The organism is Pseudomonas sp. LBUM1655, from assembly GCF_059716085.1.
On record NZ_CP166801.1, the window covers coordinates 1 to 20,647 of the forward strand.

At 59.5% G+C, this 20,647-nt stretch carries 18 protein-coding genes; 9 read left to right on the plus strand and 9 right to left on the minus strand.

Annotation, left to right across the window (positions count from 1 at the left end):
• The 5 genes from dnaA (at position 1) to ACA074_RS00025 (ending at position 7,533) form a co-directional block, all read left to right on the plus strand.
• Positions 1 to 1,524: a chromosomal replication initiator protein DnaA gene (gene dnaA / locus ACA074_RS00005; protein WP_187677235.1), complete on the plus strand. Its 1,524-nt coding sequence runs from the start codon at positions 1 to 3 to the stop codon at positions 1,522 to 1,524.
• A gap of 39 nt (positions 1,525 to 1,563) precedes the next feature.
• Positions 1,564 to 2,667 (plus strand): DNA polymerase III subunit beta, encoded by a 1,104-nt coding sequence (gene dnaN, locus ACA074_RS00010; protein ID WP_007911887.1) that lies wholly within the window; start codon positions 1,564 to 1,566, stop codon positions 2,665 to 2,667.
• 14 nt (positions 2,668 to 2,681) lie between these two features.
• Entirely contained in the window at positions 2,682 to 3,785 is a 1,104-nt protein-coding gene (recF, locus tag ACA074_RS00015; protein WP_497678205.1) for a DNA replication/repair protein RecF, read from the plus strand.
• 5 nt (positions 3,786 to 3,790) lie between these two features.
• Positions 3,791 to 6,208, plus strand: a complete 2,418-nt coding sequence (gyrB, locus tag ACA074_RS00020; RefSeq protein WP_497678206.1) for a DNA topoisomerase (ATP-hydrolyzing) subunit B — start codon at positions 3,791 to 3,793, stop codon at positions 6,206 to 6,208.
• 114 nt (positions 6,209 to 6,322) lie between these two features.
• Positions 6,323 to 7,533 (plus strand): IS3 family transposase gene (locus ACA074_RS00025; protein ID WP_497678207.1). Its coding sequence is split into 2 segments (ribosomal slippage): positions 6,323 to 6,674 and positions 6,674 to 7,533, totalling 1,212 coding nucleotides; the frame shifts between segments, so codons are not numbered across the junction.
• A 44-nt stretch (positions 7,534 to 7,577) separates the two neighbouring features.
• On the opposite strand, the gene ACA074_RS00030 is transcribed toward ACA074_RS00025, so the two are convergent.
• The gene (locus tag ACA074_RS00030; protein ID WP_187677238.1) at positions 7,578 to 8,297 is read right to left on the minus strand and encodes a response regulator transcription factor; all 720 of its coding nucleotides are present in this window, start codon (positions 8,295 to 8,297) and stop codon (positions 7,578 to 7,580) included.
• A gap of 167 nt (positions 8,298 to 8,464) precedes the next feature.
• On the opposite strand from ACA074_RS00030, the gene ACA074_RS00035 reads away from it, so the two are divergent.
• On the plus strand, positions 8,465 to 9,997 hold the full coding sequence (locus ACA074_RS00035; RefSeq protein ID WP_497678208.1) for a sensor histidine kinase: 1,533 nt from the start codon (positions 8,465 to 8,467) through the stop codon (positions 9,995 to 9,997).
• 168 nt (positions 9,998 to 10,165) lie between these two features.
• Here the strand turns inward: ACA074_RS00035 and ACA074_RS00040 are convergent, their stop codons facing one another.
• The 4 genes from ACA074_RS00040 to glyQ all read right to left on the minus strand — a co-directional run bounded on the left by ACA074_RS00040 (position 10,166) and on the right by glyQ (position 14,577).
• Complete coding sequence (locus ACA074_RS00040) at positions 10,166 to 10,945, minus strand: lysophospholipid acyltransferase family protein (RefSeq protein ID WP_401272136.1); 780 nt, start codon at positions 10,943 to 10,945, stop codon at positions 10,166 to 10,168.
• 83 nt (positions 10,946 to 11,028) lie between these two features.
• On the minus strand, positions 11,029 to 11,568 hold the full coding sequence (gene gmhB, locus ACA074_RS00045; RefSeq protein ID WP_305440623.1) for a D-glycero-beta-D-manno-heptose 1,7-bisphosphate 7-phosphatase: 540 nt from the start codon (positions 11,566 to 11,568) through the stop codon (positions 11,029 to 11,031).
• 4 nt (positions 11,569 to 11,572) lie between these two features.
• Positions 11,573 to 13,627, minus strand: a complete 2,055-nt coding sequence (glyS, locus tag ACA074_RS00050; RefSeq protein WP_401272137.1) for a glycine--tRNA ligase subunit beta — start codon at positions 13,625 to 13,627, stop codon at positions 11,573 to 11,575.
• Positions 13,624 to 14,577 carry a glycine--tRNA ligase subunit alpha gene (gene glyQ, locus ACA074_RS00055; protein ID WP_034152298.1) on the minus strand — a complete coding sequence of 318 codons (954 nt, stop codon included), beginning with the start codon at positions 14,575 to 14,577 and terminating at the stop codon, positions 13,624 to 13,626. Before glyQ ends, glyS begins: the two co-directional genes overlap by 4 nt.
• Before the next feature lie 81 nt (positions 14,578 to 14,658).
• Between glyQ and ACA074_RS00060 the strand changes: the two genes are divergently transcribed.
• The 3 genes from ACA074_RS00060 to ACA074_RS00070 all read left to right on the plus strand — a co-directional run bounded on the left by ACA074_RS00060 (position 14,659) and on the right by ACA074_RS00070 (position 16,468).
• On the plus strand, positions 14,659 to 15,216 hold the full coding sequence (locus ACA074_RS00060) for a DNA-3-methyladenine glycosylase I (protein ID WP_034152197.1): 558 nt from the start codon (positions 14,659 to 14,661) through the stop codon (positions 15,214 to 15,216).
• Positions 15,217 to 15,257: 41 nt separating this feature from the next.
• Positions 15,258 to 16,145: a lysophospholipid acyltransferase gene (locus ACA074_RS00065; RefSeq protein ID WP_305440626.1), complete on the plus strand. Its 888-nt coding sequence runs from the start codon at positions 15,258 to 15,260 to the stop codon at positions 16,143 to 16,145.
• 83 nt (positions 16,146 to 16,228) lie between these two features.
• The gene (locus tag ACA074_RS00070; RefSeq protein ID WP_123470115.1) at positions 16,229 to 16,468 is read left to right on the plus strand and encodes a PilZ domain-containing protein; all 240 of its coding nucleotides are present in this window, start codon (positions 16,229 to 16,231) and stop codon (positions 16,466 to 16,468) included.
• A 1-nt stretch (position 16,469) separates the two neighbouring features.
• On the opposite strand, the gene ACA074_RS00075 is transcribed toward ACA074_RS00070, so the two are convergent.
• The 4 genes from ACA074_RS00075 to fmt form a co-directional block, all read right to left on the minus strand.
• Entirely contained in the window at positions 16,470 to 16,784 is a 315-nt protein-coding gene (locus tag ACA074_RS00075) for a tetratricopeptide repeat protein (protein ID WP_401268222.1), read from the minus strand.
• A gap of 146 nt (positions 16,785 to 16,930) precedes the next feature.
• Positions 16,931 to 18,307, minus strand: coding sequence for a Trk system potassium transporter TrkA (gene trkA, locus ACA074_RS00080; RefSeq protein WP_187677246.1), 1,377 nt, complete (start codon positions 18,305 to 18,307; stop codon positions 16,931 to 16,933).
• A 22-nt stretch (positions 18,308 to 18,329) separates the two neighbouring features.
• Positions 18,330 to 19,640 carry a 16S rRNA (cytosine(967)-C(5))-methyltransferase RsmB gene (gene rsmB, locus ACA074_RS00085; RefSeq protein ID WP_401268223.1) on the minus strand — a complete coding sequence of 437 codons (1,311 nt, stop codon included), beginning with the start codon at positions 19,638 to 19,640 and terminating at the stop codon, positions 18,330 to 18,332.
• Entirely contained in the window at positions 19,637 to 20,596 is a 960-nt protein-coding gene (fmt, locus tag ACA074_RS00090) for a methionyl-tRNA formyltransferase (RefSeq protein WP_497678209.1), read from the minus strand. The genes rsmB and fmt overlap by 4 nt, the downstream gene beginning before the upstream one ends.
• Positions 20,597 to 20,647 lie beyond the last annotated feature (51 nt).

The following is a 20,647-nucleotide window of genomic DNA, read 5'->3' on the forward strand; positions in this document are numbered from 1 at the left end:
GTGTCAGTGGAACTTTGGCAGCAGTGCGTGGAGCTTTTGCGCGAGGAGCTGCCTGCCCAACAATTCAACACCTGGATCCGTCCACTACAGGTCGAAGCCGAAGGCGACGAGTTGCGCGTCTACGCACCGAACCGTTTCGTGCTGGACTGGGTCAACGAAAAGTACCTGGGACGCGTCCTCGAACTGCTGGATGAGCACGGCAACGGCATGGCGCCTGCGCTTTCCTTATTAATAGGCAGCAAGCGCAGCTCGGCGCCGCGTGCAGCACCGAATGCTCCGTTGGCCGCTGCGCAAGCTTCCCAGGCTCAGGCCAATGCCGCGCCAGCGAACACGCCAGCGCCAGCCCCGGCGCCCGCTCCGGCCAAGCGTTCCACGCAGAAAACCGCTGAAGTCAGCGAAGAGCCATCTCGCGACAGCTTCGACCCGATGGCCGGTGCCGCGTCGCAACAGGCCCCGGTGCGCGCCGAACAGCGCACCGTGCAGGTCGAAGGCGCGCTTAAGCACACCAGTTACCTGAACCGCACATTCACCTTTGAAAATTTCGTCGAAGGTAAATCCAACCAGCTCGCTCGCGCGGCGGCCTGGCAAGTGGCGGACAATCCCAAGCATGGCTACAACCCACTCTTCCTTTATGGTGGCGTTGGCTTGGGTAAGACCCACCTGATGCACGCGGTGGGTAACCATTTATTAAAGAAGAACCCGAATGCCAAGGTCGTGTACCTGCATTCCGAGCGTTTCGTGGCCGACATGGTCAAGGCGCTGCAACTGAACGCAATCAATGAGTTCAAGCGTTTCTACCGTTCGGTGGATGCTTTGCTGATCGACGACATTCAGTTCTTCGCCCGGAAAGAGCGTTCCCAGGAAGAGTTTTTCCACACCTTCAACGCCCTGCTTGAAGGTGGTCAGCAGGTCATTCTCACCAGTGACCGCTATCCGAAAGAAATCGAAGGCCTTGAAGAGCGCCTCAAATCCCGCTTCGGCTGGGGCCTGACGGTTGCCGTCGAGCCGCCGGAGCTGGAAACCCGCGTAGCGATCTTGATGAAGAAGGCCGACCAGGCCAAAGTCGACTTGCCACACGATGCGGCGTTCTTCATTGCCCAGCGCATTCGCTCCAACGTCCGTGAGCTGGAAGGCGCGCTGAAACGCGTGATCGCCCACTCGCACTTCATGGGCCGCGACATCACCATCGAGTTGATTCGCGAATCCCTGAAAGACTTGTTGGCGTTGCAGGACAAACTGGTCTCTGTGGATAACATTCAGCGCACTGTCGCCGAGTACTACAAGATCAAGATCTCCGACCTGCTGTCCAAGCGCCGTTCGCGCTCGGTCGCTCGTCCGCGTCAGGTCGCCATGGCGTTGTCCAAGGAACTGACCAACCACAGCCTGCCGGAAATCGGCGATGTGTTTGGCGGTCGCGACCACACGACTGTTTTGCACGCCTGCCGCAAGATCAACGAACTTAAGGAATCCGACGCGGACATCCGCGAGGACTACAAGAACCTGCTGCGTACACTGACCACTTGATGAACACCAGCGCAGCTTATTAAGGCAAGGGACTAGACCATGCATTTCACCATTCAACGCGAAGCCCTGTTGAAACCCCTGCAACTGGTCGCAGGCGTCGTCGAGCGCCGACAGACCTTGCCGGTACTCTCAAACGTGCTGCTGGTTGTCGAAGGCCAGCAATTGTCGCTGACCGGTACCGACCTCGAGGTCGAGCTGGTCGGTCGTGTGCAACTTGAGGAGCCGGCTGAAACAGGTTCCATCACCGTGCCTGCGCGCAAGCTGATGGACATCTGCAAGAGCCTGCCCAACGATGCGCTGATCGACATCAAGGTCGACGAGCAGAAGCTGGTGGTAAAGGCTGGCCGTAGCCGCTTCACACTGTCGACCCTGCCGGCCAACGATTTCCCGACTGTGGAAGAAGGCCCAGGCTCGCTGACTTGCAGCCTGGAGCAAAGCAAACTGCGTCGTCTGATCGAACGCACCAGCTTCGCCATGGCCCAGCAGGACGTGCGCTACTACCTCAACGGCATGCTGCTGGAAGTCTCGGAAGGCATCATCCGCGCAGTGGCCACCGATGGTCACCGTCTGGCGATGTGCTCGATGAAGGCCGATATCGGTCAGCCGGATCGCCACCAAGTGATCGTGCCGCGCAAAGGTATTCTCGAGCTGGCGCGTCTGCTCACCGAGCCGGACGGTAATGTCAGCATCGTCCTGGGTCAGCACCACATCCGCGCGACCACCGGCGAATTCACTTTCACCTCCAAACTGGTCGACGGCAAATTCCCTGACTACGAGCGCGTTCTGCCGAAGGGCGGCGACAAGCTGGTGCTTGGCGATCGTCAGGCGCTGCGTGAAGCGTTCAGCCGTACTGCGATTCTGTCCAACGAGAAGTACCGTGGCATCCGTCTGCAACTGGCCAGCGGTCAGTTGAAGATCCAGGCCAACAACCCGGAGCAGGAAGAAGCGGAAGAAGAAGTAGGTGTTGAATACAACGGTGGCTCCCTGGAAATCGGCTTCAACGTGAGCTACTTGCTCGACGTGCTGGGCGTGATGACCACCGAGCAGGTTCGCCTGATCCTGTCCGACTCCAACAGCAGTGCGCTGGTGCAAGAGTCCGACAATGACGACTCGGCTTATGTTGTTATGCCGATGCGTCTGTAATCAGCGGACTCTAGATGTCGCTAAGTCGCGTCTCGGTCACCGCGGTGCGCAATCTGCACCCGGTGACCTTCTCCCCCTCCCCCCGCATCAATATTCTTTACGGCGCCAACGGCAGCGGCAAAACCAGTGTTCTGGAAGCCATTCATCTGCTGGGGCTTGCCCGTTCGTTTCGTAGCACGCGGTTGTTGCCGGTCATTCAGTACGAGCAACTCGCCTGCACCGTGTTCGGTCAGGTCGAATTGGCCGAGGGTGGGCACAGTGCGTTGGGGATATCGCGCGACCGTCAGGGCGAGTTCCAGATCCGCATTGACGGCCAGAACGCCCGTAGCGCCGCACAGCTCGCGGAGATTCTGCCGCTACAGTTGATCAATCCGGACAGCTTCCGTCTGCTGGAAGGCGCGCCGAAGATTCGCCGGCAATTTCTCGACTGGGGTGTGTTCCACGTCGAACCACGGTTCATGGCCACTTGGCAGCGCTTGCAGAAGGCCCTGCGCCAGAGAAACTCTTGGCTGCGGCATGGTACACTTGACGCCGTTTCGCAAGCGGTTTGGGACAGGGAACTGTGCCAGGCCAGCGCTGAAATCGATGAATACCGCCGCGCTTACATCAAAGCCTTGAAACCAGTCTTTGAACAAACCTTGAGCGAACTGGTTGAGCTTGAAGGTTTGACGCTGAGCTATTACCGAGGCTGGGACAAAGACCGCGAATTGAGTGCCGTACTTGCCGGATCCCTGCAACGGGATCAGCAGATAGGTCACACCCAGGCTGGGCCACAACGAGCTGATTTGCGTCTTAGATTGGGCGCACACAACGCCGCGGACATCTTGTCCCGGGGTCAGCAGAAGTTGGTGGTCTGTGCCTTGCGGATTGCCCAAGGGCATCTGGTGAGCCAGGCCCGACGCGGTCAGTGTATTTATCTTGTGGATGACTTGCCGTCCGAACTGGACGAGAGCCACCGCCGTGCGCTGTGCCGTTTGCTGGAAGACTTACGCTGCCAGGTGTTTATCACCTGTGTAGATCACGAATTATTGAGGGAAGGCTGGCAGACGGAAACGCCAGTCGCTTTGTTCCACGTGGAACAGGGCTGTATCACCCAGACCCACGACCATCGGGAGTGAAGGCATTGAGCGAAGAAAATACGTACGACTCAACGAGCATTAAAGTGCTGAAAGGCCTGGATGCCGTACGCAAACGTCCCGGTATGTACATTGGTGACACCGACGATGGCAGCGGTCTGCACCACATGGTGTTCGAAGTGGTCGACAACTCGATCGACGAAGCCCTCGCTGGCCACTGCGACGACATCAGCATCATTATCCACCCGGATGAGTCCATCACCGTTAAAGACAACGGCCGTGGCATCCCGGTAGACGTGCACAAAGAGGAAGGCGTTTCCGCCGCCGAGGTCATCATGACCGTCCTCCACGCTGGCGGTAAGTTCGATGATAACTCCTACAAGGTATCCGGCGGTCTGCACGGTGTAGGTGTGTCGGTAGTGAACGCGTTGTCCGAAGAGCTGGTACTGACCGTTCGCCGCAGCGGCAAGATCTGGGAACAGACCTACATCCACGGCGTACCTCAGGCACCGATGGCCATCGTTGGCGACAGCGAAACCACCGGCACCCAGATTCACTTCAAGCCATCGGCTGACACCTTCAAGAATATCCACTTCAGCTGGGACATCCTGGCCAAGCGCATTCGTGAACTGTCCTTCCTTAACTCCGGTGTCGGCATCGTCCTCAAGGACGAGCGCAGCGGCAAGGAAGAGCTGTTCAAGTACGAAGGCGGTCTGCGTGCGTTCGTTGAATACCTGAACACCAACAAGACTGCGGTCAACCAGGTGTTCCACTTCAACATCCAGCGTGAAGACGGCATCGGCGTGGAAATCGCCCTGCAGTGGAACGACAGCTTCAACGAGAACCTGTTGTGCTTCACCAACAACATTCCGCAGCGCGACGGCGGTACCCACCTGGTGGGCTTCCGTTCGGCACTGACGCGTAACCTGAACAACTACATCGAGCAGGAAGGTCTGGCGAAGAAGCACAAAGTCGCCACCACCGGTGACGATGCCCGTGAAGGTCTGACCGCGATCATCTCGGTGAAAGTGCCGGATCCGAAGTTCAGCTCCCAGACCAAAGACAAGCTGGTGTCTTCCGAAGTGAAGACCGCGGTCGAGCAGGAGATGGGCAAGTACTTCTCCGACTTCCTCTTGGAGAACCCTAACGAAGCCAAGCTGGTTGTCGGCAAGATGATCGATGCCGCCCGCGCCCGTGAAGCCGCGCGCAAGGCCCGTGAGATGACCCGCCGCAAAGGCGCGCTGGACATCGCCGGCCTGCCGGGCAAGCTTGCTGACTGCCAGGAAAAAGATCCTGCGCTGTCCGAACTGTACCTCGTGGAAGGTGACTCCGCGGGCGGCTCTGCCAAGCAGGGACGTAACCGCAAGACCCAGGCCATCCTGCCGCTCAAGGGCAAGATCCTCAACGTCGAGAAAGCACGTTTCGACAAGATGATCTCGTCCCAGGAAGTGGGCACCCTGATCACCGCACTGGGCTGTGGCATCGGTCGCGACGAGTACAACATCGACAAGCTGCGCTATCACAACATCATCATCATGACCGATGCTGACGTCGACGGTTCGCACATCCGTACCCTGCTGCTGACCTTCTTCTTCCGTCAGTTGCCGGAGCTGATCGAGCGCGGCTACATCTACATCGCCCAGCCGCCGTTGTACAAGGTCAAGAAAGGCAAGCAAGAGCAATACATCAAAGACGACGACGCCATGGAAGAGTACATGACGCAGTCGGCCCTGGAAGATGCGAGCCTGCACCTGAACGAAGAAGCCCCGGGCATTTCCGGTGAAGCGCTGGAACGTCTGGTGAATGACTTCCGCATGGTGATGAAGACCCTCAAGCGTCTGTCACGCCTGTACCCACAGGAACTGACCGAACACTTCATCTACCTGCCGGCCGTCAGCCTGGAAACGCTTGGCGATCATGCAGCCATGCAAGATTGGCTGGCTCAGTACGAAGTCCGTCTGCGCACCAACGAGAAGTCCGGTCTGGTTTACAAGGCCAGCCTGCGTGAAGATCGTGAACGTGGCGTGTGGCTGCCAGAGGTCGAACTGATCTCCCACGGCCTGTCGAACTACGTCACCTTCAATCGCGACTTCTTCGGCAGCAACGACTACAAAACCGTCGTCACTCTCGGCGCTCAGCTGAGCACCCTGCTCGACGAAGGCGCCTACATCCAGCGTGGCGAGCGCAAGAAAGCGGTCACTGAGTTCAAGGAAGCTTTGGACTGGCTGATGGCCGAAAGCACCAAGCGTCATACCATTCAGCGATACAAAGGTCTGGGCGAGATGAACCCGGATCAGCTGTGGGAAACCACCATGGACCCAAGCGTGCGTCGCATGCTGAAAGTCACCATCGAAGACGCCATTGGCGCAGACCAGATCTTCAACACCCTCATGGGTGATGCGGTCGAACCTCGCCGTGAGTTCATCGAGAGCAATGCGTTGGCGGTATCCAACCTGGATTTCTGATCCCGGTCGGCGGCTCCAACGAAAAAGGCCAACGCATTGCGTTGGCCTTTTTTATTACCCGTGTCCCGTCCTGAATAAGGTTTACACCTTCTGACCCATTCTCAGGAGGGAGTAATGAATACGGGAGAAAGGCGCAGTCAGCGTGATTACACGCTGACCTTTAAATTGTCGGTCGTCGATCAGGTCGAAAAAGGCGAGTTGAGTTATAAAGAGGCTCAAGAGCGCTATGGCATTCAGGGTAAAACGACCGTACTGAACTGGTTACGCAGGCATGGTCGGCAGGACTGGAGTCAAGGCGCGTCCATTCGCTCCAAGAGACCCCGTTCCATGGATGAGCCCGATAAACCCCTGACACCCGAACAGCGAATCAAAGAGCTTGAAGAAAAGCTTGCCCAAGCCAACCAGAAAGCTCAGTTTTTCGAGGCCGTCGTTGACGTTTTGAAGAACGACTTCGGTGTTTCTGTCGTAAAAAAGCGATCCGGCAAGTCCTCTCCCAAGGGCAGATCCAAGGCCTGAGCATCAGTAGGGCTTGCCAGTTCATTCAGGCGTATTACAAGCGCAACCGGGCGTGTGATGCCCGGGCCCGTCATGCCCAGGAAGTGATGGGATTCGTGAGGGAAAAGCGACTTAGGCAACCGCGCCTTGGCACCCGAAAACTTCACAATCTAATGCGCACTGAGCCAGAAGTGTCCGTAAAGGTTGGTCGAGACCGTTTATTCGATATCTTGCGAGATCGGCGCGAACTGGTTCCCCGCAGACGGGCCTATCACAAAACGACAGACAGCCATCATCGCTTTCGCCGGCATCCAAACCTGCTCAAAGATGGACCGATTCAGGTAGTCGCCAAGGCGCCAGAGCAAGTATGGGTTGCGGACATCACCTACTTACCGACGCAAACGGGTGTGGCTTATCTGAGTTTGGTCACCGATGCGTACTCCCGAAAAATCGTGGGGCACCATGTCCATGAAAGCTTGCACACCGAATCGGTGATCCAGGCGTTCAACAAAGCCCTCAGGCAGCGGAAAACGGAGCAACGCCTGGTGCATCACTCGGATAGAGGCGTCCAATACTGCTCCGAGCTTTATCAGCGGCTGCATGCCAAATACGGCATCACCTGCTCAATGACCGATGGCTACGACTGCTACCAAAATGCGTTGGCTGAGCGTGTGAACGGGATTTTGAAAAACGAGTTATTGCTGCATCGCCCCAAAGATTTTGCAGAGGCCATCCGGATGGTGGACGAGTCGGTGCAGATCTATAACAACGAGCGGCCTCATCTGTCGCTGAAATACAAAACGCCCGATGCGGTGCATCGGGCGTTTTGAGGCTGAAACAGGTGTAAACCTATTTCAGGACTAGACACCGCTATTTACTCGCCCGCCGACGTCACACTCTCCAACCGATACCCATACCCGTAAATCGTCAGCAACTGCCAACCGCGATCCGCCGTCAGCCCCAGCTTGTTACGCAACCGATAGATATGCGTATCCAGCGGTCTTGAGGAGGCTACTTCCTCATGTGGCCAAAATCGCTCATACAGGTAATCGCGCGACAGCGGTCGCCCTAAATTGCTGAACAGGCACCGAGCCAGCCGATACTCGCGCTCAGTCATGACAATCGGTATGCCCTCACGGGTGACGGTCAATTCGGCATCGTCGAAGGTCAGGTCATTGAAGGTGAGTACTTCGGCAGCAGGTGTGCGTGGCTGGCTGTGCCGGCGCAGCACTGCGGCGACCCGGGCTTTCAGTTCATTGGGCCGGAACGGTTTGCTGACGTAGTCGTCGGCGCCGGCGTTGAGGGCCTGGACGATATCGCTTTCGCCATCGCGGCTGGTGAGCATGATCGCTGCAGGCGGCGCTTCCATGTGTTCGCGGGTCCAGCGCAGCAACGCCAGTCCGGAGAGATCTGGCAGTTGCCAGTCGAGGACCAGCAGATCGAAGGTTTCCCGGCGCAGCTGTCGCAGCAAGTCTTCACCGCGCTCGAAGCTGTGCAGCGACCATGGCTGTTCTCCGACCTCGGCCATCTGTTGCAAGGTCTGCTCGACCCGGCGCAGCTCGGCGGGTTCGTCGTCCAGTATCGCAACGCGCATACGCGGTGGTTCCTTGTTGCTGGGGCAGTTGGTCGTCAACCTTAGTCGCTCGGCCATCGCTATGAAAGGAAGCAGCCCGCCGTTGGTCGACGTCCGCTATGATTCTTCGGGTCATGTCTCAGACCTGTGACCTATGAAACCATTCACCCGCCCTACCCCTTTTTCCCATGAATGACCGCAGACGGCACGAAAGCCGCGAGCCGAGCCAGGTGCAGCGACTGTTTCGCCAGTTGGTGCGTGAGTGGTTGTGGATAAGTCTAGTGCTGTTGCCGCTGACTGCCCTGTTGTCTTATCGCGCGCAGATAAACTTGCCCGATGCTTCTCCGGCAGCGGGTGCCCTACTCTCGGTGGGCTTGGTGGCTTGCGTGCTGGGCCTACTGCTGTGGCGGCCGCGCCTGGCACTTTGGATGACACTGATTGGCATGGCGTGCGTGTTGATTACCAGCGCCGGCCTGGCGCAAATGCGCTTATGGTGGTCGCCGACGCCAGCGGTGCTGGGGATGCTGTTTGGCTATCTGATCTGGAACTGGCGCCGGCTCAGCGTGGTGCTGACGTACTTCGGCTGGGAATTGGCGCGGCTCGACAGCGAACCGAAAGTGTTTCCCGAGCGCCGCCGCACGCAATTTACCGGCGCTGATCGTTTGCAGGGCCAGATCATGGCACTCGAACAAGCCATGAGCCGCACCCGCGATACACGGCGGTTCATCGCGGACGGTCTGGAGTATTTGCCCGTTGCCACACTGATCAGCGACCCCAAGGGACGGATCCTGTTGGGCAATCGCAAGGCTCGCCTTCTGTTCGATCAGGCGCTGGTGGGCGACGATGTGCTCGATCAACTGGCACAGCTCGGTTATCCCGAGTTGTCGGCCGCGCCGCGCCCAACATTGTCCGCCCTGCCACTGCTGGAGTTTCGCGATCACAAGGAACGCAGCCTGCGCCTGGAGCGTGCCGCGTTGCTGCCGGTGGACGGTGACACGCCAATCGGTTGGTTGCTGAGTCTCACCGACCTCAGCGCTGAACGCGCCGCCGAAGAACAACGTGGCGTTTTACTGCGCTTCCTGTCCCACGATCTGCGCGCGCCGCATTCGGCTATCCTCGCTCTGCTCGATGTTCACCGCCATCAGGCTGGCGCGGATTCTCCGCTGTTCGAGCAGATTGAACGTCAGGTGCGCCGCGCGCTTTCCTTGACTGACGGCTTCGTGCTGTTGGCGCGGGCGGAATCCGAGGCCTATCAGTTCCAGCCCAGTCTGTTTGCGATGCTGGTCCTCGACGTGGTGGACCAGGCATTGCCCATCGCCCAACAACAACGTATCGAGTTGCTCCACGACATGGACGAGCAATCCCAGGAGCGGCTGGTGCTGGCCGACCAGGGATTGCTGACCCGCGCACTGTTCAATTTGCTGGAAAACGCCATCAAGTACAGCCCGGCCGATACCGCGATTGAGCTGCGCGTCACTTGCCACAACGAATGGCTACGCTGCGAGATTAGGGATCAGGGCAAAGGCATTGCCGCCGAAGAACTCCCCGATTTGTTCACCCAGTATCGGCGCTTTTCTTCGGCTCACGGCATCGATGGTGTCGGCCTTGGATTATCGATGGTGAAAGCCGTGATCGATCATCATGGCGGCCGAATCGAGTGCTTTAGCATGGTCGATCAAGGCACAACGTTCGTGCTTGAGTTGCCGCTGATCGCTGATTGATGAGGCACAAAAAAACCGGCTATATCAGCCGGTTTTTTTACTTCCGAAAAAAACTTATGCACCTTTTACGGTGTTTTATGAGCTTGAGAAATATATAAATAAATCAATTACTTAAGATCAATATTCAGGCATTTTCAACAAAACCGTACACAGGTTATCCACAAAATCTCAGACAGCCAGCTGATCACTCGCAGCCGGCGCTTGCGGGGCCGGTGGCAGTGAACCCATTTCGCGCTGGGTCTTCTCGTTCCAGGCCTGCACCCGGTCGTTCAGCTCGGCGATGGCACGCGGGCCAGTGCCTTCGGCGAACATCGGTTCACCAATGACCACCGTGATCACTCCGGACATCTTGCCCCAGCCGACTTTCGGCCAGAACTTGCCCGCATTGTGTGCAATCGGCAGGACCGGAAGCGCCGCATTTACTGCCAATGCGCTGCCACTGCGCGAGAACTTGCCGACAGTGCCAAAAGGAACGCGCGTACCTTCCGGAAAGATCAGCACCCAAACGTTGTCCTTGAGCAGTTCATCACCCTTTGCAGCGACTTGTTTCAGCGCCGCTTTCGGGTTGTCGCGATCAATGGCAATCGGCCGCAGCATGGCCATGGCCCAGCCGAAGAACGGCACGTAAAGCAATTCGCGCTTGAGCACCTGGCTCAGAGGCGAGAAATAGGCGGAGAGAAAAAACGTCTCCCAAGTGCTCTGGTGGTTCGACTGAATCACGCAGGGCCGGTCAGGCACGTTTTCCGCGCCTTTGATTTCGTAACGGATACCGAGGAACACCTTGGTCAACCACAAGGCGCAACGGCACCAGTACACGTTGATAAAACGATAGCGCGCCTTGAATGGCAGAAAGGGCGCGATGAAAAAGCTCAGGCTGCACCACAGCAAGGACGTGGTGCCCAGCAGCAGATAAAAAAGGAAAATTCTGAAGGCCCGCAGTATCGACATGGCGACGTTTACCGTTACGGGGCAATGCCCGTCTGTTCAAGCGCACTCCCGATCAATCCCTGGTCAGGAATTTCAGAAGTACTCTAGTTGTGGATAAGTTCTGCGGCAATCGCCGCCAGATCGTCAAAAATCAGAGTGCCAACCGGCAGGGTTTTGCCCTGAGTCTTTTCGCCTTTCCCGGTCTTTACCAAAACTGGCTGTGAATCGACGGCTTTGGCGGCCTCTAGGTCACCAAGGCTGTCGCCGACGAACCAGACATTCGTCAGCGCCACGTTGTAATGCTCGGCGATGGTTTTCAACATGCCCGGTTTCGGCTTGCGGCAATCGCAGCCTTCATCCGGCCCATGCGGGCAGTAAACGATCAGCCCGACTTCACCGCCCTGCTCCGCCACCAACTCGCGCAGGCGCGCGTGCATGGCGTCGAGGGTAGCGAGGTCGTAGTAGCCGCGAGCAATGCCCGACTGGTTGGTGGCGACCGCCACCGTCCAGCCGGCCTTGCTCAACTGCGCAATCGCCTCGATCGAACCGGGCAAAGGAATCCACTCCTCCACCGACTTGATGTAAGCGTCGGAGTCGTAATTGATCACTCCGTCCCGATCGAGAATCAGCAGTTTCAACAGCAATCCCTCAACCCAGCAGCGAGATGTCGGCAACACCGAGGAACAAGCCACGCAGACGCGCCAGCAGCGCGTAACGGTTGGCCCGAACCTTGGCGTCTTCGGCATTGACCATCACCGCGTCGAAGAACGCGTCGACCGGCTCACGCAATGCCGCCAGGCGTGCCAGCGATTCGTTGTACTGACGCGCCGCCGCCATTGGCTGCACAGCCTGATCGGCCTGCTGGATCGCCGAGTACAGCGAGAACTCGTTGGCGTTGTCGAAGTACTTGGCCTCAACCACGGTCGGCACCGAGCCTTCAACCTTGCTCAACAGGTTGGAAACACGCTTGTTCACCGCCGCCAGTGCTGCGGCTTCCGGCAGTTTGCGGAAGGCCTGTACCGCTTGCACACGCTGGTCGAAGTCCAGCGCCGAACCCGGCTTCAGGGCACGTACCGACAGGTAAGTGGCCACATCGACGCCTTCGTCTTCGTAACGCGCACGCAGACGATCGAAGATGAACTCAAGCACCGACTCGTTGAGGCCGGCAGCCTTGACCTTGGCACCGAACGCATTCACGGCGAAAGCCACGGCGTCGTTCAGGTCCAGATCCAGTTGTTTCTCGATCAGAATGCGCAGCACGCCGAGCGCCGCACGGCGCAGGGCATACGGGTCTTTGCTGCCGGTTGGCAGCATGCCGATACCGAAGATGCCGACCAGAGTGTCAAGCTTGTCCGCAATAGCGACGGCCGCACCGGTCAGGGTCGCCGGCAGTTCAGCACCGGCACCGCGCGGCATGTACTGCTCGTTCAGCGCCAGCGCGACGTCTTCCGGCTCGCCGTCATTGAGGGCGTAGTAGTAGCCGGCGACACCTTGCATCTCCGGGAACTCGCCAACCATTTCGGTGGCCAGGTCGCACTTCGACAGCAAGCCTGCACGGGCCGCCCACGAAGCGTTGCCGCCGATGCGTGCGGCGATGTACGCCGCCAGTTTCGATACGCGCTCGGCCTTGTCATAGACGCTGCCGAGTTTTTCCTGGAAGACCACGTTTTTCAGGCGATCGTTGAACACTTCGAGCTTCTGCTTCTTGTCTTGCTTGAAGAAGAACTCGGCGTCGGTCAGACGTGGGCGAACCACTTTCTCGTTACCGGCGATGATCTGCTGCGGATCTTTGCTCTCAATGTTGGCCACAGTAATGAAACGTGGCAGCAACTTGCCGTCGGCATCCAATAGGCAGAAGTACTTCTGGTTGTCCTGCATGGTGGTGATCAGCGCTTCTTGCGGCACGTCGAGGAAGCGTTCCTCGAATGAGCACACCAGCGGCACCGGCCATTCAACCAGCGCGGTCACTTCGTCGAGCAGTGCCGGCGGAACGATCGCTGTGCCTTCCTGACGGGTGGCCAGCTCTTCGGTGCGCTTGCTGATGATCTCGCGACGCTCGTTGGCGTCAGCCAGAACGTAGGCAGCACGCAGGTCGGCCAGGTAGCTCGACGGCGAACCGATGCGCACGCTTTCCGGGTGATGGAAGCGGTGACCACGGGAATCACGGCCAGCCTTTTGCGCGAGGATGGTGCAGTCGATGACCTGGTCACCGAGCAGCATCACCAGCCATTGGGTCGGACGCACGAATTCTTCTTTGCGCGCACCCCAACGCATGCGTTTCGGGATCGGCAGGTCGTTCAGCGAATCTTCGACGATGGTCGGCAGCAGGCTCGCGGTCGGCTTGCCGGCGATGCTTTGGCTGTAGCGCAGTTTCGGACCGCTCTGGTCGATTTCGCTCAGCTCGACGCCGCACTTCTTGGCAAAACCCAAGGCTGCTTGAGTCGGATTGCCTTCAGCGTCGAACGCCGCCTGACGTGGCGGGCCGTCGAGGTTGATGCTGCGATCCGGCTGCTGGGTAGCCAGCGCAGTAATCAGCACAGCCAGACGACGCGGCGCCGCGTAGACGGTTTTGCTCTCGTAGCTCAGGCCGGCGGCTTGCAGGCCCTTGTCGATACCGGCGAGGAACGCGTCAGCCAAAGTGTTCAAGGCTTTGGGTGGCAGTTCTTCGGTGCCCAGTTCAACCAGAAAATCTTGCGCACTCATTGTGCAGCCTCCAGCTTGGCCAGTACTTCGTCACGCAGGTCCGGGGTCGCCATCGGGAAGCCCAGCTTGGCGCGGGCCAGCAGGTAGGCTTGAGCGACGGAACGCGCCAGGGTGCGAACGCGCAGAATGTATTGCTGACGCGCAGTCACCGAGATCGCCCGGCGCGCATCCAGCAGGTTGAAGGTGTGCGAAGCCTTCAACACCATTTCGTAGCTCGGCAACGGCAGCGGCTGGTCGAGCTCGATCAGGCGCTTGGCTTCGCCTTCATAGAAGTCGAACAGTTCGAACAGCTTGTCGACGTTGGCGTGTTCGAAGTTGTAAGTGGACTGCTCCACTTCGTTCTGGTGGAACACGTCGCCGTAAGTCACTTTGCCCATCGGGCCGTCAGCCCAGACCAGGTCGTAAACCGAATCCACGCCTTGCAGGTACATGGCCAGACGCTCGAGACCGTAGGTGATCTCGCCGGTCACCGGGTAGCACTCGATGCCGCCCGCTTGCTGGAAGTAAGTGAACTGAGTCACTTCCATGCCGTTGAGCCAGACTTCCCAGCCCAGACCCCAGGCGCCGAGGGTCGGCGATTCCCAGTTGTCTTCGACGAAGCGAATGTCGTGGACCAGCGGGTCCAGACCGACATGCTTGAGGGAGCCCAGGTACAGTTCCTGGAAGTTGTCCGGGTTCGGCTTCAGGACGACCTGAAACTGATAATAGTGCTGCAGACGGTTCGGGTTTTCGCCGTAACGGCCATCAGTCGGACGGCGGCTTGGCTGCACGTAAGCGGCGTTCCAGGTTTCCGGGCCAATGGCGCGCAGGAAGGTCGCGGTGTGGAAAGTGCCGGCGCCTACTTCCATATCGTAGGGCTGAAGTACCACACAACCTTGCTCGGCCCAGTATTGCTGGAGCGCGAGGATCAAGTCTTGGAAGGTACGCACGGCTGGCGTAGGCTGGCTCACGAAATTCACCTGTTTCTTGGGCTGCGATTTAAAGAGCGGGAGTATACCCGATTCGTTGCTGCGCACGCCCCCTGGAGCCTTATGCCACGCTGCTTTTGGTGTACCGAAGATCCGTTGTACATGGCTTATCACGATCAGGAGTGGGGCACGCCGCTACGCGATGCGCAGGGTTTGTTCGAGTTGCTTTTGCTCGAAGGGTTCCAGGCCGGGCTGTCCTGGATCACCGTATTGCGCAAACGTGAGCGTTATCGCGAGGTGTTGTTCGGCTTCGACGTGCAGCGCGTGGCGCAGATGAGCGACGCCGAAATCGACGAATTGATGCTTGACCCCGGCATCATCCGTAACCGCCTCAAACTCAATGCCGCCCGGCGCAATGCCCAGGCCTGGCTGGCGCTGGAGGACCCGGTGGCGTTTCTCTGGTCGTTTGTCGGGGACCAACCGATCATCAATCATTTCAAGGATCGCAGCGAAGTCCCGGCGATCACCCCCGAAGCGCTGGCGATGAGCAAAGGCCTGAAAAAGGCCGGTTTTACGTTCGTCGGACCGACCATTTGCTACGCGTTGATGCAGGCCTCGGGCATGGTCATGGATCACACGCAGGATTGCGACCGCTACGCGCAGCTCGCCAACGGCGGTTAGAATGCCCGCCTCGCGCACAGCACAAAGATCAGGAGTGACCTGTGGAAAAGTTTAAAGGCGCCTTGCTGGTAGGCGCTCTGCGGCTGTTTGCCCTGTTGCCATGGCGGGCCGTGCAGGCCGTGGGTTCGGCGATTGGCTGGATCATGTGGAAAACCCCCAACCGTTCCCGCGACGTGGTGCGGATCAATCTCGCCAAATGTTTTCCACAGATGGACCCGGCCGAACGTGAGCGTCTGGTCGGTCAGAGTCTCAAAGACATCGGCAAGTCCCTGACCGAAAGCGCCTGCGCGTGGATCTGGCCGGCGCAGCGTTCCATCGATCTGGTGCGCGAAGTCGAAGGCCTCGACATCCTCAAGGACGCATTGGCTTCGGGCAAAGGCGTTGTCGGCATCACCAGCCACCTGGGCAACTGGGAAGTTCTCAACCACTTCTATTGCAGCCAGTGCAAACCGATCATTTTCTACCGTCCGCCAAAGTTGAAGGCTGTGGATGAATTGCTGCGCAAGCAACGCGTGCAACTGGGCAACAAAGTTGCCGCGTCGACCAAGGAAGGCATCCTCAGTGTCATCAAGGAAGTGCGCAAGGGTGGTGCAGTGGGTATTCCGGCTGACCCGGAACCGGCCGAATCCGCCGGAATCTTCGTGCCGTTCTTCGCCACGCAGGCGCTGACGAGCAAGTTCGTGCCGAACATGCTGGCCGGTGGCAAAGCCGTCGGCGTGTTCCTGCATGCGCTGCGCCTGCCCGACGGTTCCGGCTACAAAGTGATCCTTGAAGCCGCGCCGGAAGCGATGTACAGCACCGATACCGAGACGTCCTGCGCCGCCATGAGCAAAGTCGTCGAGCGTTATGTCGCGGCGTATCCGAGCCAGTACATGTGGAGCATGAAGCGCTTCAAGAAACGTCCGCCGGGTGAAGCTCGCTGGTACTGAGGCGTTAGAGATGTGATTGGCATGATCTGTGGATAACCTCATCGTCGAGGTTATCCACAACCGTTCATTCAAGGGCGCAGCAGATGTCCGAACACCGCAAATCGTTTCGCATCAAGATCACCCACGACAGCTTCGGCGAATGCCTCGGGCAAACGCGCAATCTGACGCCCACCGGGGTGTATGTGCAGCATCCGCGTCTGGCGTCATTGCCTAAAGGTGCGGTGGTTTACGGCCAGGTGCAGGGTTTACCCACAGGCGCGCCGCGAGTGCGGATGGAAGTGGTGACGGTGGATGCCGAAGGTATCGGCCTGCGTTACCTGTAGATTATTGCGCCTGACGATCGAGCTTCTTCAGAAACACCGCCATTTCCTTTTCGGCCTGCTTGTCGCCATGGGCGCGGGCCGCTTCCAGACCCTGCTCCCATGCCTGCCGCGCAGCGGCGTGATCACCCTGCGCCAGTTGCGCCTTGCCCAACAGCTTCCACGCTGCCGAATACTTCGGATCGAAACCGACACAGCGCTGAAAATGCTCGGCCGCCTTGGCGTTTTCGCCCAAATCCAGATAACCCTTGCCGAGGCCGAAGCGCAGCAGGGAGTTATCCACACCCTTGGCGAGCATTTTTTCCAGGGATTCGAGCATCGGTGGATTCCTTTCTTGGAAGCGTCAGGTGTTGATGGGGTTTATTGAGACCGCCTTCGCGAGCAGGCTCGCTCCCACAGGGGAAACGCATTCCAAATGTGGGAGCGAGCCTGCTCGCGAAGGGGTCAGTGCCATCAGCGCAAACCTCAGAAGAAGCTCAACCCCACATGAAACAGCTTCTCCACATCGCGAATATGCTTTTTATCCACAAGGAACAGAATCACATGGTCACCCGCTTCGATCACTGTGTCGTCGTGGGCGATGATTACCTGTTCATTGCGAATGACCGCGCCGATGGTGGTGCCCGGCGGCAGGCCGATTTTCTCGATCGGCTTGCCGATGACTTTGCTCGATTTGGCATCACCGTGGGCAATCGCCTCGATGGCCTCTGCAGCGCCACGGCGCAGTGAGTGCACGCTGACGATATCGCCACGGCGCACGTGCGCCAGCAAGGTGCCGATGGTAGCCAGCTGCGGGCTGATGGCGATGTCGATGTCGCCGCCCTGAATCAGGTCGACGTAAGCCGGATTGTTGATGATGGTCATCACCTTCTTCGCCCCCAGCCGTTTGGCCAGCAGCGACGACATGATGTTGGCTTCGTCATCGTTGGTCAGCGCAAGGAAGATATCGGCGTCGGCGATGTTCTCTTCCAGCAGCAAGTCGCGGTCCGACGCACTGCCCTGCAATACCACGGTGCTGTCGAGGGTGTCGGAGAGATAGCGGCAGCGTGCCGGGTTCATCTCGATGATCTTCACCTGATAACGGCTTTCGATGGCCTCGGCCAGACGCTCGCCGATCTGCCCGCCGCCAGCGATGACGATGCGTTTGTAGGTTTCGTCGAGACGGCGCATTTCGCTCATCACCGCGCGAATATCCTCACGTGCGGCGATGAAGAAGACTTCGTCATCGGCCTCGATCACCGTATCGCCCTGAGGCAGGATCGGCCGGTCACGGCGGAAAATCGCCGCGACGCGGGTTTCGACGTTCGGCATGTGCTCGCGCAACTGACGCAGTTGCTGGCCCACCAGCGGCCCGCCGTAATAGGCGCGCACGGCCACCAGTTGTGCCTTGCCTTCGGCGAAGTCGATCACCTGCAAGGCACCGGGATGCTGGATCAGGCGCTTGATGTAGTTGGTGACCACCTGCTCGGGGCTGATCAGCACGTCGACCGGAATCGCTTCGTTCTGGAACAGCTGCTCTTCGCGGTTGAGATAGGAGGCTTCGCGCACCCGGGCGATCTTGGTCGGGGTATGGAACAGCGTGTGCGCAACCTGACAGGCGACCATGTTGGTTTCGTCGCTGTTGGTCACCGCCACCAGCATGTCGGCGTCGTCGGCGCCGGCCTGTCGCAGCACCGACGGCAGCGAGCCACGGCCCTGCACGGTGCGGATGTCGAGGCGGTCGCCAAGGTCGCGCAAGCGCTCGCTGTCAGTGTCGACCACCGTGATGTCGTTGGCTTCGCTGGCCAAGTGTTCGGCCAGCGAACCGCCGACCTGACCTGCACCGAGGATGATGATTTTCATCCAGTCACTCCGTTGAATCCGTTTAGCCGCGCGCGGCAGCGATCTTGATCAGCTTGGCGTAGTAGAACCCGTCGTGCCCGCCCTGCTGGGCCAGCAATTGGCGACCATGGGGCTGCTTGATCCCGGCGGTGATCGCCAAGTCCAGCTCCCGTGCGCCCGGCGTGCGCTCAAGGAACGCGGCAATCACTTCGGTGTTCTCGGTCGGCAAAGTCGAGCAAGTGGCGTAAAGCAGGATGCCGCCTACTTCGAGGGTTTTCCACATCGCGTCGAGCAACTCGCCTTGCAGCTGCGCGAGGGCGGCGATGTCGTCGGCCTGGCGGGTCAGCTTGATGTCCGGGTGGCGGCGGATTACGCCGGTGGCCGAGCATGGCGCGTCGAGCAGGATGCGCTGGAACGGCTTGCCGTCCCACCATTTGTCGATGTCACGACCGTCGGCGGCGATCAGTTCGGCGTTCAGGCCCAGACGCTCGAGGTTTTCTTTCACTCGCACCAGACGCTTGGCTTCCAGATCCACGGCAACCACGCCGGCCAGCGCCGGTTCGGCTTCGAGGATGTGGCAGGTCTTGCCGCCCGGTGCGCAGCAGGCGTCGAGCACCCGCTGCCCAGGTGCCAGATCCAGCAGATCGGCGGCCAGTTGCGCGGCTTCGTCCTGCACGCTGATCCAGCCCTCGGCGAACCCCGGCAGGCTGCGCACATCGGTGGCGGCTTCGAGGATGATGCCGTCGCGGCTATAGACGCACGGAGTTGCTGCGATGCCGGCCTCGGTCAGCAGACCGAGGTAGGCGTCGCGGCTGTGATGGCGGCGGTTGACCCGCAGGATCATCGGCGGATGCGCGTTGTTGGCTGCGCAGATGGCTTCCCATTGCTCAGGCCAGAAGGCCTTGAGGGATTTTTGCAGCCAGCGCGGGTGAGCGGTGCGTACCACCGGATCGCGTTCCAGCTCGGCGAAAATCGTTTCGCTTTCGCGCTGGGCATTGCGCAGCACGGCGTTGAGCAGACCCTTGGCCCAAGGCTTTTTCAGCTTGTCGGCGCAACCCACGGTTTCGCCGATGGCGGCGTGGGCCGGCACGCGGGTGTAGAGCAATTGGTAGAGTCCGACCAACAGCAGCGCCTCGACATCGGCGTCGGCTGCCTTGAACGGCTTCTGCAGGAGCTTTTCCGCTAGCGCCGACAGACGTGGCTGCCAGCGTGCGGTGCCGAACGCCAGATCCTGAGTGAAGCCGCGATCGCGATCCTCGACCTTGTCCAGTTGTGTCGGCAGAGAGCTGTTGAGCGAGGCTTTGCCGCTGAGTACGGCGGCGAGTGCCTTGGCGGCGGCCAGACGCGGGTTCATTGTGCGTCCACCACTGCGCCGAGCACGGTGCCGACGGCGAATTTCTCACGACGGCTGTTGAACAGGTCACTGAAGTTCAGCGCCTTGCCGCCGGGCAATTGCAGGCGTGTCAGGCACAGCGCCTGCTCGCCGCACGCGACGATCAGGCCGTCCTTGCTGGCGCTGAGGATGGTACCGGGTGCGCCGTTGCCTTCGGCGAGATTGGCCGCCAGCACTTTCAGCGCTTCGCCATTGAGCGTGCTGTGGGTAATCGGCCATGGATTGAACGCGCGAACCAGACGTTCCAGCTCAACGGCTGGGCGGCTCCAGTCGATGCGCGCCTCATCCTTGTTCAGTTTGTGCGCGTAGGTGGCGAGTTCGTCGTTCTGCACTTCGCCCTCCAGCGTTCCGGCAGCCAGACCGGCAATCGCCTGCACCACGGCTGGCGGGCCCATTTCGGCGAGACGGTCGTGGAGACTGCCGCCGGTGTCGTCGGCGCTGATCGGCGTAACGACTTTGAGCAGCATCGGCCCGGTGTCGAGGCCCGCTTCCATGCGCATCACAGTCACGCCGCTTTCGGCATCGCCCGCTTCGACGGCGCGCTGGATCGGCGCCGCACCGCGCCAGCGTGGCAACAAGGAGGCGTGGCTGTTGATGCAGCCCAGACGCGGAATATCCAGCACCACTTGCGGCAGGATCAGGCCGTAGGCAACCACGACCATCAAGTCCGGCTTCAGCGCGGCGAGTTCAGTCTGAGCGTCAGCGTTGCGCAAAGTCGGCGGCTGCAACACCTGGATATTATTTTCCAGCGCCAGCTGTTTAACCGGGCTCGGCATCAGTTTTTGTCCGCGACCGGCCGGACGATCCGGTTGGGTGTAGACCGCAACGATCTCGTAAGGGCTGCTCAGCAGGGCCTTGAGGTGTTCGGCAGCGAATTCCGGGGTGCCGGCAAAAACGATGCGCAGTGGCTCAGTCATGAAGGAGTCTCATAAAAAGAAAAAGGCTTGCCGCGGCAAGCCTTTGAAGGA

Coding starts and splice junctions, on each gene's coding strand:
- dnaN (WP_007911887.1), top strand. CDS start 1,564: ATGCATTTCACCATTCAACGCGAAGCCCTGTTGAAACCCCTGCAACTG.
- recF (WP_497678205.1), top strand. CDS start 2,682: ATGTCGCTAAGTCGCGTCTCGGTCACCGCGGTGCGCAATCTGCACCCG.
- ACA074_RS00030 (WP_187677238.1), bottom strand. CDS start 8,297: ATGCGCGTTGCGATACTGGACGACGAACCCGCCGAGCTGCGCCGGGTC.
- ACA074_RS00035 (WP_497678208.1), top strand. CDS start 8,465: ATGAATGACCGCAGACGGCACGAAAGCCGCGAGCCGAGCCAGGTGCAG.
- ACA074_RS00040 (WP_401272136.1), bottom strand. CDS start 10,945: ATGTCGATACTGCGGGCCTTCAGAATTTTCCTTTTTTATCTGCTGCTG.
- glyS (WP_401272137.1), bottom strand. CDS start 13,627: ATGAGTGCGCAAGATTTTCTGGTTGAACTGGGCACCGAAGAACTGCCA.
- ACA074_RS00060 (WP_034152197.1), top strand. CDS start 14,659: ATGCCACGCTGCTTTTGGTGTACCGAAGATCCGTTGTACATGGCTTAT.
- ACA074_RS00070 (WP_123470115.1), top strand. CDS start 16,229: ATGTCCGAACACCGCAAATCGTTTCGCATCAAGATCACCCACGACAGC.
- ACA074_RS00075 (WP_401268222.1), bottom strand. CDS start 16,784: ATGCTCGAATCCCTGGAAAAAATGCTCGCCAAGGGTGTGGATAACTCC.
- trkA (WP_187677246.1), bottom strand. CDS start 18,307: ATGAAAATCATCATCCTCGGTGCAGGTCAGGTCGGCGGTTCGCTGGCC.
- rsmB (WP_401268223.1), bottom strand. CDS start 19,640: ATGAACCCGCGTCTGGCCGCCGCCAAGGCACTCGCCGCCGTACTCAGC.
- fmt (WP_497678209.1), bottom strand. CDS start 20,596: ATGACTGAGCCACTGCGCATCGTTTTTGCCGGCACCCCGGAATTCGCT.